The sequence below is a fragment of the Psychrobacter sp. NC44 genome, assembly GCF_904846655.1.
In the GTDB taxonomy this organism is placed as follows: domain Bacteria; phylum Pseudomonadota; class Gammaproteobacteria; order Pseudomonadales; family Moraxellaceae; genus Psychrobacter.
Window position 1 is genome coordinate 17156 of record NZ_CAJHBN010000022.1, and the last position, 12872, is coordinate 30027.

The following is a 12872-nucleotide window of genomic DNA, read 5'->3' on the forward strand; positions in this document are numbered from 1 at the left end:
AGCCACTTACTAACCACTTGTGCTGACTTCTAAATTGAGCTAATAACAATCGTTGCTGCTGGTGTAGCGCGACTAATCAACGTAGTGTAATTAATCAACTTTAGACGACTTACTTTTTTTCCTAACAAAAACGTACACTTAACACGATAAAAATATATTGAGATTTAATCCAGTAATATATTGTAATGAAAATGATTATCATTATAATAAGCATTTAATCTATGTGCTGGAAATATTCATGCAACTGTCTCGCTTATACTCTGCTTTATTTCGCCCTACTCTATTGAATATGTCTCGCCATCCCTTGTCATTAAAATCACTGTGCTCATCTTGTCTGTCCACATCGGTAATACTACTGGGTGCAAGCCAAATCGCGTGGGCACAAGCAGATTTAAGTGCTGACGCTCAATCCGATACCCCAAGCGTGGTACTCGATGAGATTGTCGTGACCAGTAGTGCTGATGCATCAGCCGATGGGTTGCCAGATGCCTATGAAGGTGGTCAAGTAGCGACAGGAAGCCGTGTCGGAATCTTGGGCAATCAAGACATCATGGACACGCCGTTCTCCACTACCTCATATACCAATGAGTATATCGGCAATCAACAAGCCCAAAGTGTGGGCGACCTGCTCAAAAAAGACCCGACTGTTCGTGTCGCTAGAGGCTTTGGCAACTTTCAAGAAGCGTACTTTATGCGCGGCTTTGTCACAACCTCTGATGACACCATGTATAACGGTCTATACGGCATATTGCCAAGGCAGTATATCGCAACGGAATTGTTCGAGCGTGTCGAGGTTCAGCGCGGGGCATCTGCCATGCTCAATGGCGCAGCGCCCAGTGGTGGCAATGCCGGTGGTACGATTAACCTATTACCTAAGCGCGCCAGTAATGACCCACTACGTCAACTAACGCTTGGTTATGGTCAAGGTGATCAAGGCAAAGTTGCCGTAGACGTCAGTGATCGCTTTGGTACTGATGATGCGTTTGGCATTCGCTTTAATGCTGCTTATCAAGATGGCGACAGCGCGATTGATGATGAATCTTCAACACTGGGTCTGGCAGCGTTAGGACTAGATTATAGAGGCGATCAGTATCGATTATCAGCTGATTTGGGCTGGCAAGACAACAAACTCAAAGAGACCCGCCCTAGTGTCACACTTGCTGGTGTTTCTAGAGTACCAAAAGCACCAGACGGCTCAAAAAATTGGGCGCAGCCTTGGACGTATTCAGATGAAGAAGATGTATTCGGTACCATTCGAGGAGAATATGATTTTACTGATAATATTACCGCTTATGGTGCTTACGGTGTGCGAAGTGGTGAGGAAGAAAACTCACTGGCCAATCTAACCGTCAACAATGTTGATGGTGCAGGTACGTTTTATCGCTTTGATAACTCTAGAAAAGATTTGGTACAAAGTGCTGAGCTCGGTCTGCGTGGTAAATGGCAAACAGGTGAAGTGGCTCATAATTGGGTACTAGCAGCGGATCTCTATGACCAAGAAGAAAAGGGGGCTTTCGCCTATGATTTTGGTAATCAACCCGCAACCAATTTATATCGCCCTATTGACTACGCTGAGGTACCTTTTACAAGCACAGCAATCTTCGGTGGTAACTTAGATGATCCAAAATTGACCAACGAGAAGCAATTCCAAAGCTTTGCGCTAGCCGATACCATATCATTGTTCGATGACAAACTAAAAACTACTTTAGGCGTGCGTCATCAGAGTTTAAAAACCACCAGCTATGATCCTAACACTCAGGCTAAAACGGCTGATTACGATAAAAGCGAGTGGACACCAAGCGTTGGAATTGTCTATCAACCAAGCATGGACTGGTCTGTTTATGGTAACTATATCGAAAGCCTAGCGCCAGGCGCAAGGGCACCTCTGACTAATAATGGTGGTGCTGTCACCAATGGCGGTCAAAATTTAGACCCTTATGTGAGTGAGCAAACTGAGGTTGGTGTTAAGTATGACAATGGTCTGATTGGCAGTAGTTTGGCGATATTCCGCACTGATGAGCCGCGTGCTTATATCAATGACTCAAACACGTTTACCGCTGCTGGAGAAAATCGACATCAAGGGGTGGAATTGACTGTATTTGGTAGCCCGAACGAAAACATGCGCTTCAATGCTGGTGTTACTTACTTAAAGGCTGAGCAAAAAGACACGGGCGATGTGACGTTCGACGGCAACCGAGTCATCGGACTGCCCACGCTACAAAGCAACGTCAATCTAGAATATGATATTGCGGCAGTTGAAGGAATGACGGTGACCGGTGATATCATTCACACAGGCGCACGTTATGCCGATGCCGCCAACAGCTTAAAAGTTGATGGTTATACCACATTAGATCTAGGTGCTCGCTACAAAACCATGTTCGCTGGACAAGACGTGACGCTAAAAGGAGTAGTTACTAATATTACTGGTGAAGACTATTGGCAATCAGTGGGTGGTTATGCGGGTGCTGGTTATTTAAATGCCGGTGAGCCTACTGCCCTAAAAGTATCAGCGACTTTCGACTTTTAAGACATGCAGATTAAACCACGTTTATAAGACTTAGATAAAAGGGATTAGGCACAACCTACTCCCTTTTATGCCATCAAAAATACGCAAAAAACCATTCTATTATTGAGCCATTATGTCCTCTCACGCCACTGTTTCTTTATATCAAATGATTTGGGCACACTATCGCCTGCCCTTTCTTAAAGTTATTTTCCTTAATTTGGTGAATGCGGCGGTCAGTGTGGGCATCATTGCCTATATCAATCACACCTTTATCAGTCAGCCTGTTTTTAATACCTTATCGTGGGCAAGTTTGGGTCAATTTTCAGCTTTGGTGGTGCTGCTGTTAGTCACGACCTTCGCATCACAATATGCACTGACTCGTTTAGGGCATCAGTTCGTCTACGAGCTTAGAACCAAGCTGGTCAAACAAATCATCGACACCAAAGTTCCGCAAATAGACCATTTGGGTAGCGCACGGTTGCTCGCCAGCTTATCCTCAGATATTCAATCAATTACCGTCGCCTTTGTGCGTATGCCAGAGCTGGTGCAAGGTGTTATTTTATCGGTTGGTGTCGCCCTTTATTTAGGCTGGTTGTCGCTGCCATTATTATTGATTGTCATGTTTTGGATTGCGATGACGATTTGGATAAGCACCATTTTAGTGAAGCATGTCTATACTCATTTAAGAGAGCTCAGAGAGATCAATGATCTTTTATATGAGGACTATCAATCCATTATAGATGGTCGCAAAGAGCTGGCGCTTAATCAACACCGCGCTGAAAAACTCTATAAAAATAATTTCTTACATCATGCCAAGTCTTATCAAAATCGAGTGATTAAATCGGATACCTATCATTTATCCGCCGTGAATTGGTCGAATATTATGATGTTCGCAGCCATTGGTGTGGTGTTTGCCGTGTCAAATTATCTTGCTATTCCAATGGGTATTGCCACCACTTTTTCTTTAACCATTCTATTCATGCAATCACCCATCCTCCATGCCGTTGGTGCGTATCCGACCTTACAAACGGCACAAGTGGCGCTGGATAAAATACAATCGTTGGAATTGGCGGAGTACCAACCAACCTTTACGACAGATATTGTGGTCAACAACTGGCAGTCCATATCCTTCAATGATATTGGCTATCTTTATGCAAGTAACGATACCACTGCAAATGAGCTAGCGGTCAAAGAAAATGAGCATGCTAGCGATATCCTAAAATCAGTTAATCTCACCTTAAAACGTGGCGATGTGGTGTTTTTAATCGGGGCGAATGGTAGCGGTAAATCTACGCTTGCCAAGATTATTACAGGCATTTTTACCCCTAGCATAGGTGCTGTAAAAATAGATAGCCAGCTCGTTAACTCAAAAAACAACGCCGATTATCGACAGCTTTTTTCTGCCATTTTTAGCGATCAGCATCTTTTTAAACAGCTGATTGGTAGAGAGGGACAGCAACCCGATGAAGCGCTCGTAAATACATGGCTGCATAAATTGAATCTACAAGATAAAGTCAGCGTAACTGATAACCAATTATCGACAGACAAGCTCTCACAAGGACAACGCAAGCGCTTGGCCATGCTCATTGCCGTGGCTGAACAAAAAAACATACTGCTACTCGATGAATGGGCGGCTGACCAAGATCCTGCCTTTCGCCGAGTGTTTTACCAAACACTGATACCTGAACTCAAAGCCTTGGGTAAAACGCTGTTTATCATCAGTCATGATGATGGTTACTTTGAGCATGCAGATCGATTATTATTGATGAAAGAAGGCAGACTTATTGAGTTAAATGCTGAAGAGCGGCAACGTGCTAGTGCCGATGCCATTGCTATGTTGGAGTGAATACTGGCTTAGTAAAAAGTGAATGGCGAACAATAAAAAATCGGGGCATCTTTTAGAAAGTTGCCCCGATTTTATTTAGATAAGAATGACTTTTTGAATGGCTCTTTTATTTTATTTAATTTTAAAATAATAGTTTCTGTAAAAACCCAACCCGTGAAATGACTAAGAAATCTAGTAATCCGATAGCAATAATCGCGATGATGGCGGTCGGGAATATGATTGCCACTGCTAACAAAGGAATGGCAAACGGCCACCATATAGAAAAACTGAGACCACGCGCTGGTGGATTCAGTCCAACCTTTTCACTGGCATGACGTGGACGGCGTTGCCACCACATGATGTAACCGCTCACACAAATAGCAATAACCGATAAGCAAAATAGGACATTGACCAATACGCTCCACCATCCAAGCGTCCCCATATGAATAGCAATGCCTGCCGCCATAAATTTACCAAAAGCATTGTAATCATCAAAGCGGATATCTGCCAAAATATTGCCCGAATAACGATCGATATGTACCGTACGATCAGCCATTGGATTTTTCATATCATAGCTCATTGAGTCTTGGCTAATCGTCCAGACACCCGTATTACCCTGTGGCAGATTTAATTGGTAACGTCCGACAATACCAATCTCACGAGCAAATCGATCTACGGTATCGATCATAATCGGTATATTGGACGCGATACCATCCTTGCCAGCGACCGTGCCAGATGCTGGCATTGGTGTCAACTCAAGCACCCAAGGCACATCTTTGGTACTACCCGTATTTAGTGCATCACCATGCGTGGGTGCTGTGACTGGTGTTGCTCCATGAACGTGCGGCGTGGCTTCAGCGTTATTCATATCCATACCAACATGATGTTGACTGTGATCAATAGAAAGCGGCATTGGCGCAACGCCCCATTTGCCCGCAGGAAACTGACTCCAAGCCTGTACCATACGCTCGCCCCAGATGCCTGCCCATGCCATTCCTGAAATACAGAAAAACAGTAGCAACACAGATATCCAACTGCCCAATGTCGCATGAATGGTACGTATGAATGAGCGTTTTTTCTTATTATTTACAGCATCATTGGGTATAAGCATGGCTTTGAGTGATTTGCGTTTTTGCCACCACAGATACCAACCCGTTAGAATCATTAAAATCGTCAATGAGGCAGTGGTTTCTTGGATATAATCACCGACTTTGCCCAATAGTAAATCAGCATGAATATCATTAAAGGTATAGTACAGACCACTATTAGTCGGCGTGCTTTTAACGATATCAGCCGTATAAGGATTCACCGCCACCATATTCTCATGACTGGCTGACTTAACTTGAAACAAGGCAACGGTGTCCGTATCACGAGGCGCGATATATTTCACCAGCGTGCTGTTAGGTAAAGTGTTCAACGCGTTTTTAGCTTGCGTAGAAATAGGTGCCGTCACCACTGAATCTGGGGTGGTAATGGTGAGGCGATCATCATCACGACCTGCTATGTTAGACATCAACAGCATGCCAAGTGCGCTGCAAGCTAGGATAATTAGGAAAGGTGCTATAAACATTCCCGCATAAAAATGCCAACGCCATACCGTAAAATAGCGTTGAGTATTGGTTGATTGACTTGTGTGTTTGCTCATAAAGATGACCTTTAACAATCTTTGGTTGCTCAATGAACGACCTAGACCTATCAATAATAGTAATGAATCCTGTCTGCCGGTTGATCTAAAAGTTGATTCCAAATAGACGGCTGCATCATACGAGGAAACCGATTTAAACACCATCGTTTATAGCCAAAAATTATCGTCATATTAGGGCGTTTCTTCAATTTTCATGTTTGCATCATAGTCATCTTAATGGCTAAAAATGAGGCTACTTCACTCGACATCTTACTAAGAACGCTTTGTTTGTAAATTTTTAATGATAATGATAATCATTAATGTTATAATTCCTTTTCTCTCGCTTTCGGTATTTGATAACTTACAAGGAAATATGATGCGTTTTATCTCAACGTCTACATCCATTCGTCAAAAACGTTTAACTCTCGCCGTGCAACTGGGATTGGCAATGGGTTTGAGCCATGCAGCTTATGCTGAGACAATGCCGAATAACATCGAAAACAGTGTTGAGAACGATGTTGATAATGATGTTAATAATAATGAGACCGTGACACCATCGACCACCTTGGATACCATTACTGTCTATGCCGACAACTACCGCAGTACGGGCACCAAAACAGCGTTAGATCCTAATGATGCACCCATGAGCTATACGAGAATCGATCAAGCACTATTGCAAAAACGTCAAGCAGACAGCGTCAATGCAGCGTTACGTTATGAGCCAGGGGTGAGTACTGAGAGTCGCGGTACGGTGTCCATCTTTGATGAATACAATATTCGCGGTTTTAAAACTTACTCCAATTTTTACGATGGATTAAGACTGCCCTACGATGGGGCTTGGAATCTGATGCCGCAAGTCGATATCTACGCAACAGAAGCAGTCGAAGTGGTCAAAGGGCCAGCATCCTCACTCTATGGCTATGCATCTCCAGGTGGCATGGTCAATCAAGTCGCCAAAACCCCAAAAAGCACTCAAGCATCTGAGGTACAGTTGCGAGTGGGTAATCAAAACCTAAAAGAAGTGGCGGTCGATACGACAGAACCTATCTCAGACACGCTCAATTATCGACTGGTGGCGTTAAAACGACAAAAAGACGGGCAGATGCAGACCACAGAAGAAGAGCGCACACTGATCAATCCGTCACTGGAATGGCAACCGACAAAAGATGTGTCCGTTCTTGCCAATCTGTTTTATCAAGATGATCCAGAAATGGTGCCCTCCACCCCACTGCCTGCCGTTGGCACTGTCTACAATGCCAGCTATAGCAAATTGGGCAGTGACGCCTATGCCGGCGATGAGTGGAATCACTTCAGCAAAGAAGTATTTATGCCAAGTGTTACCATAAACTGGGATATCAATGATACGCTCACCTTTAAACATATCACGCGCTATACCGACGCCGACGCGCAGCAGCGTAATATGTACAACAGCGGGTTTGTAAGCGGTAGTGATAAGATACTAAATCGCGTGGCCTACACCACCGATGAGAGCATGAGCAACTGGACCACGGACAACCAGCTTGCTTATAAACTTAATACTGCTAATACTTCACATAACCTACTGTTTGGCGTTGAGTATCAAAAGACAGACAGTAGCGCCACTTATTATGATGCTGGCGCAGATGGCACGCCAAATCTTGACTTATCCAATCCAGATTTTTCGCAAATCAATGCCGATACCTTGCCTTTAGAGGCTTATCGTCAAAATGAAGACATTGAACAAAGCCAACTTGGTTTTTATGTACAAGATGAAATGAAATGGCAAGATTTGATAGTAGTAGCAGGCTTACGTCATGATAACTTTGATAGTATCACTAAGCAGACAAAGGCTTCTGAAGGTGCCATCTATAGTGATCAAACCATTGACAATGATGCCTCAAAAACCAGTGGTCGTCTCGCAGCTATCTATGACTTTGATAATGGTCTATCTCCTTATGCAAGCTACTCGCAGTCGTTTCAGCCAGTGGTCGGTAGTAACTTTATTACCAATGCGCCATTTAAGCCAACGACTGCCGATCAGCTAGAGGCTGGTGTCAAATATCTCTCTGCCAATCGCGCCACACAAGGAACATTAGCAGTATTTGATATCACTCAAAAAAACGTCGTGGTGGCTGACGAAATTAACTATAGAAGTCAAACACAAACGGGTGAAATCACCTCCAAAGGCTTTGAAGTCTCAGGCAGCCACATGCTCAACGACTGGGTAGATGTCGCGGCAAGCTACAGCTATACCGATGCTGAAATTACAGAAGATGAATTCAACCCTGATGTGGTTGGCAATACCCCTGCGCAAACGGCTAAGCACAAGGCAACATTGTGGACAGATTATTATGCTTCAGACAAGCTCAGTCTCAATGCTGGCGTACGCTATGAAGGCGGTATGCAACTTGACAAACAGAACTCAGACGAATTACCAAGCGTGACTTTGGTAGATATTGGCGGTAATTATCAAATCAATCCGATGCTCACTGTCGGCGCGAGTATCAACAATCTCTTTGATAAGACCTATGTCGGCGCTTGTTATGATATTAACAATTGCTGGATGGGACCTGAGCGCCAAATGTCCGTCAGCCTAAAAGCCAATTTTTAGGCAATGTAGAACTTACCATTACTAGAGAATATCAATCTTATAGAGTGGTCTCATCTCAAATGATGACCTAAACTATCAAATAGTTAAATGAAGGAAAGTATTAATATGGCAAAACCTACCCCAAGAATGCTAGATGTAATTGGCAGTAAATACCTCACGCCACATATGTGCCGTGTCACGCTTGGCGGTGCTGGACTGACTGATTTTCCGGCAGATCAAGAAAGCGCGTACATTAAGCTGATATTCCCTCAAGGCGATGAGGCTCGACCATTGATGCGCACCTATACCGTCAGCGTTCAACGTGATGACGAAATAGATGTCGATTTTGCGTTGCATGAGACAGAAGGCCCTGCTTCAGCATGGGCACGTAACGCCCAAGTGGGCGAGCAAATATTGGTAGGCGGCCCTGGACCGAAGAAGCTGATTAACAATGAGGCTGATTGGTTTTTATTGATCGGTGATATGACAGCGCTGCCGGCGATTACCGTCAATCTTGCCCAGCTACCTGCTGACGCACGCGGCTATGCAGTCCTTGAGATTACCAATGAAGCAGATAAGCAACTACTCAAGAAGCCAGACAACCTTGACATTCATTGGGTGATAAACACGCATCCAAATGCAGAAACTAGCCCATTACTTGATCGCGTTAAAACGCTTACGTGGCTAGCAGGACAACCTGCTGTTTGGGCAGCTTGCGAGTTCCATAGTATGCGCGCCCTACGCCATTACTTTAAGGTAGATCGCCCAATACCAAAAACGCATTTGTACATATCTAGCTATTGGAAAGTCGATAGTACAGAAGACCAGCATAAAATTGTCAAACGAGAGGATGCCCAAAGTATAGAATGATAAGCAATGACGTTTTGTATTTTTGAACTATTTTGAAAGCGGTTTAAATAATGATTGATAAATTTTGCGTTACTAATCATTACCCCACTGCTTATATATTTTTGTTGGCTAAATAAAAGTATAGTGACAAAATATAGTGACATTGTAGAATATGAGCAGCTGGTGAGCTGCTCATAAAATGTGATCACTACCCTTACAACCCTATCACTTGCATTAAATGCCCTGTCTTGAGATACACTGTAGCTCCTTCAGATCCTGCCTGTATTTGCGCATGCTCACCTGCTGGCAGACGTATCCAGCCGCCGCGCTGATAAACTTGACCCTCATCTATCAACTCACCTGCTAATACCAGTATTTCTGCACCGCCACAGACTGCCTCATTAAACAGTAACTCGCCTGCCTTGATACGCTGCAAACTCACTTGCTCATTATCACCTGAGAATAGAGGACAAACATCACGGCTGCCCTGCTGTTGCCAATGAGCCTTATCTTTAGTATCGATAGCCACATAATGAGGTTCATCAGCTGGCATTTGACGTAGCTTGACGAAAATCACTGCGCCTTCATCACTATAGGGCTTGTGTCCTGAGGTCGGTGGATTGCGCAAATACCAACCTGCTGGGTAATGTTTGTCATCTGCAGAAAAAGTACCTAACAATACTAAAATCTCTTCACCACCCGGATGTAGATGATGCGGAAAATAAGAATTGGGCGCATAGCGTACAAGGCTAGTGGCACGTGCTTTTTCTGCACCCACACGGTCAAGCATCACGCGCTCTACCCTATTTTGTGGTGACTTAATCCACTGGTGTTGCTCAGGTGTAAGGGCAGCGCGGCGAGTAAAGTCTGCATGAATAAGCATAAGCCATGTCCAAAAATAGTATGATGAGATGATCCTTTAGCAAACGTCAGATATGATTATTGAACGTTATCGACAGCTAAAGGCGCAATGATTGCACCTCGCTATTATAAACCTTACCGAGTTTTCAACGTACTAAAATCACAGGAGATAGCGTGCTGGCGATAATTTCTGTCGTGGTACTACCAAGAAATAATTGTTGCAATTTCGAATGTCCATAAGCACCCACCACCATGATATCAATGTTGTTTTCTACCTGAAACCTTAACAAGCCGTCAACGGCATCGGAGGCAGATAAATGATGTGCCGCTACGCTAAAACCTGCGTCCTCCAATTGTGCCGCTACGGCGCTTAAGCTTTGTTTTGACGCGTCATTATGATTGCCTATCATGACGATATGACCTTGCAATCCTTTTAATACAGGACTTCTTGCAACCATCCATGCTGCTTTAATAGCCGTTTTGCTACCATCAAAAGCTATCATATATGAGCTAGGCTCTTTGAACGTCTCTGAGCAAATCAATATAGGAACGTCAGATGCACGGGCAACGGTTTCGATTTGGCTACCGATATTAATACGGCTGCTTTTGTGATCTTCACCTCGGCGTCCCATGACGATGGCACGATTTTCTGCTTTAAAATGCTCAATGGCAGGTAACAGCTTGCCGCGACGTTGATAGATACGAATATCGACCTGAGTAAAGTTACCTTGAATATGGCTTTTTGCGTCTTGTACCAAAGCATTGCTATAACTGTTCACTACCTTCGCTCTTTGCTCGTCTAACTGTGTCAATTCCTCCAATAAAAACTGGCGGCTATTGACTCCTATTGCGCCTGACAAATCGCGTCTGGTCGAGGCTGGAACCTCACTCACATGCAACAACGCTACGGGTAAATTTAACTTACTGGCATACCATGCTGCATAGTCACAAACCGATTCAGTCACTGCCGAGCCGTCTATACAGGCTAAAATGTGCTGTGATGTTGTCATATTCCGTCCTTAAATTTAACGATTTCATCCTATACAGCTTTCTATACCCACTATAAATATGGTCACCGAAAAACATAGTTACCAAAGTACATAGTTACCAAAGTACATAGTTACCAAAGTACATGGTTACCAAAGTACATGGTTACCAAAGTACATGGTTACCAAAAAACATAACGGCAGAAAAAGCGTATCCATTGCCTTGATAATAACCAATTTAAACGGCTTCAGCCAGCGATGTGTGCCCACTTCTACCATAATTAAAAAAAGTCTTGTCATCGTCTAACAACATGCCGTAGCGAATTTTGCTACAATGGTTTTTTAGCATTTATGATTTAAGTATCCTTATCTAGGTGATGGAATTATGGCAAAAAATGCCCTACAGGCTCAGTTATTAAAAGCGGGATTGGTGGATAGCAAAAAAGCCAAGAAAATCAGCAAGCAGACTCAGCATGCCAAGCGTACTGGTGACTCAGAAAGCATGGAAGCGAAAAAAGCGTTGGCAGAAGCCCAAGCAAAAAAACTAGAGAAAGATCAAAAGCTCAATCAAGAAAAGCAACGTATTTTAGAAGAGAAGATGCTCAAGGCTAATATCGTCCAAATGATTAAGCAGCATCAGATTGCCGATACCAATGGCGATGTTAATTATCAATTTGTCGATAATGCTAAGGTCAAAAAAATCTTTGTCACTCAAAAACTATATGACCAAATCGTCGCCGGTCATGTGGTGATTGCACGCTTAGAAGAAGGCTATGCCCTACTTCCTCGTCCGTTGGCAGATCGCATCGATGCAAAAATGGAGGGCTTCATGGTCGTGTCTAACGATACATCAGAAGAAGTACTGGCAGAAGATGATCCTTATGCCGCCTATGTGATTCCAGATGATTTGATGTGGTAACCGCTTAATTTCATCATACTTATGATATAAGCCAAAAGCCTTTCATGGACTATCCCAGTCTATGAAGGGCTTTTTATTGTACGAAAAGCGACCACCTTTAACCCAGCATTGCTGCTTTGGTTGAAAAACGTAACGATGCTCTGGAACAGTAGCATGCTTGAGGCTACGAACTTGAACAACCACTCAATAACAACTACAATGCGGTTTATTAACCTACTGAGCGGTAATATTTTGTCTAATTTTGAGTAATCACTCAAAATAAACACTTTATTCATGCTTACTGCCTGACAATAGTAGTCATTGCCAGATATTTCATTGATTAGACTTGCCAAGCTCTTTTGCACTCACTTTTAACGCTTATTAAGAATAAATAACTTATGCCAAAACATCTCCCTCTTTCACTGTTATTGCTTCGACTGGGTATTTTCATTGTTTTTTTAGTCTGGACTTTAGATAAGCTGATTAATCCTGATCATGCCGCAGGCGTCTTTTCTAGTTTTTATGGTTTTGAAAGTATAGGCGACACCGTGTTTTATGTCATTGGCGCGGCTCAATTCATCCTCATTCTGTTATTTGTCACAGGATTCTTCAAAACTTGGACTTACGGCATTATCTTGCTACTTCATGCGATTTCAACGTTCTCAACCTTTGGCTTATATAGTTAGTTCAAAATAAAAGTGTTATGACTAGGACAAATATCATAAAACAATTTGGATAAGTCATTTTGCATCCA

The 12872-nt window shown here is 43.3% G+C and carries 9 protein-coding genes; 6 read left to right on the plus strand and 3 right to left on the minus strand.

The window, feature by feature from the left end:
* Positions 1–238 precede the first annotated feature (238 nt).
* Together JMX95_RS12780 and JMX95_RS12785 are read left to right on the plus strand one after the other, a co-directional pair.
* The gene (locus JMX95_RS12780; RefSeq protein WP_087814182.1) at positions 239–2527 is read left to right on the plus strand and encodes a TonB-dependent receptor; all 2289 of its coding nucleotides are present in this window, start codon (positions 239–241) and stop codon (positions 2525–2527) included.
* Between the two features lie 112 nt (positions 2528–2639).
* Positions 2640–4352: a multidrug ABC transporter permease/ATP-binding protein gene (locus JMX95_RS12785; RefSeq protein ID WP_087814183.1), complete on the plus strand. Its 1713-nt coding sequence runs from the start codon at positions 2640–2642 to the stop codon at positions 4350–4352.
* A 121-nt stretch (positions 4353–4473) separates the two neighbouring features.
* Here JMX95_RS12785 and JMX95_RS12790 read toward each other — a convergent pair whose 3' ends face one another.
* The gene (locus JMX95_RS12790) at positions 4474–5976 is read right to left on the minus strand and encodes a PepSY-associated TM helix domain-containing protein (RefSeq protein WP_087814184.1); all 1503 of its coding nucleotides are present in this window, start codon (positions 5974–5976) and stop codon (positions 4474–4476) included.
* Between the two features lie 355 nt (positions 5977–6331).
* Here JMX95_RS12790 and JMX95_RS12795 point away from each other — a divergent pair, with 355 nt between their 5' ends.
* Positions 6332–8545, plus strand: coding sequence for a TonB-dependent siderophore receptor (locus tag JMX95_RS12795; protein ID WP_087814185.1), 2214 nt, complete (start codon positions 6332–6334; stop codon positions 8543–8545).
* A gap of 105 nt (positions 8546–8650) precedes the next feature.
* Positions 8651–9394 (plus strand): siderophore-interacting protein, encoded by a 744-nt coding sequence (locus JMX95_RS12800; protein ID WP_087814186.1) that lies wholly within the window; start codon positions 8651–8653, stop codon positions 9392–9394.
* Positions 9395–9587: 193 nt separating this feature from the next.
* Here the strand turns inward: JMX95_RS12800 and JMX95_RS12805 are convergent, their stop codons facing one another.
* Together JMX95_RS12805 and JMX95_RS12810 are read right to left on the minus strand one after the other, a co-directional pair.
* On the minus strand, positions 9588–10256 hold the full coding sequence (locus JMX95_RS12805) for a cupin domain-containing protein (RefSeq protein ID WP_087814187.1): 669 nt from the start codon (positions 10254–10256) through the stop codon (positions 9588–9590).
* Between the two features lie 124 nt (positions 10257–10380).
* A complete protein-coding gene (locus JMX95_RS12810; protein WP_087814188.1) occupies positions 10381–11244 on the minus strand; it encodes a universal stress protein in 864 nt (287 codons plus the stop codon).
* 361 nt (positions 11245–11605) lie between these two features.
* On the opposite strand from JMX95_RS12810, the gene JMX95_RS12815 reads away from it, so the two are divergent.
* Together JMX95_RS12815 and JMX95_RS12820 are read left to right on the plus strand one after the other, a co-directional pair.
* The gene (locus tag JMX95_RS12815; protein ID WP_087814189.1) at positions 11606–12139 is read left to right on the plus strand and encodes a DUF2058 domain-containing protein; all 534 of its coding nucleotides are present in this window, start codon (positions 11606–11608) and stop codon (positions 12137–12139) included.
* Between the two features lie 377 nt (positions 12140–12516).
* Positions 12517–12804, plus strand: a complete 288-nt coding sequence (locus tag JMX95_RS12820; RefSeq protein WP_201561002.1) for a hypothetical protein — start codon at positions 12517–12519, stop codon at positions 12802–12804.
* Positions 12805–12872: the final 68 nt, after the last annotated feature.

What these genes read in the sequence shown, in the direction of transcription:
- JMX95_RS12780 (WP_087814182.1), top strand. Translation starts at nt 239, where the DNA reads ATGCAACTGTCTCGCTTATACTCTGCTTTATTTCGCCCTACTCTATTG.
- JMX95_RS12785 (WP_087814183.1), top strand. Translation starts at nt 2,640, where the DNA reads ATGTCCTCTCACGCCACTGTTTCTTTATATCAAATGATTTGGGCACAC.
- JMX95_RS12790 (WP_087814184.1), bottom strand. Translation starts at nt 5,976, where the DNA reads ATGAGCAAACACACAAGTCAATCAACCAATACTCAACGCTATTTTACG.
- JMX95_RS12795 (WP_087814185.1), top strand. Translation starts at nt 6,332, where the DNA reads ATGCGTTTTATCTCAACGTCTACATCCATTCGTCAAAAACGTTTAACT.
- JMX95_RS12800 (WP_087814186.1), top strand. Translation starts at nt 8,651, where the DNA reads ATGGCAAAACCTACCCCAAGAATGCTAGATGTAATTGGCAGTAAATAC.
- JMX95_RS12805 (WP_087814187.1), bottom strand. Translation starts at nt 10,256, where the DNA reads ATGCTTATTCATGCAGACTTTACTCGCCGCGCTGCCCTTACACCTGAG.
- JMX95_RS12810 (WP_087814188.1), bottom strand. Translation starts at nt 11,244, where the DNA reads ATGACAACATCACAGCACATTTTAGCCTGTATAGACGGCTCGGCAGTG.
- JMX95_RS12815 (WP_087814189.1), top strand. Translation starts at nt 11,606, where the DNA reads ATGGCAAAAAATGCCCTACAGGCTCAGTTATTAAAAGCGGGATTGGTG.
- JMX95_RS12820 (WP_201561002.1), top strand. Translation starts at nt 12,517, where the DNA reads ATGCCAAAACATCTCCCTCTTTCACTGTTATTGCTTCGACTGGGTATT.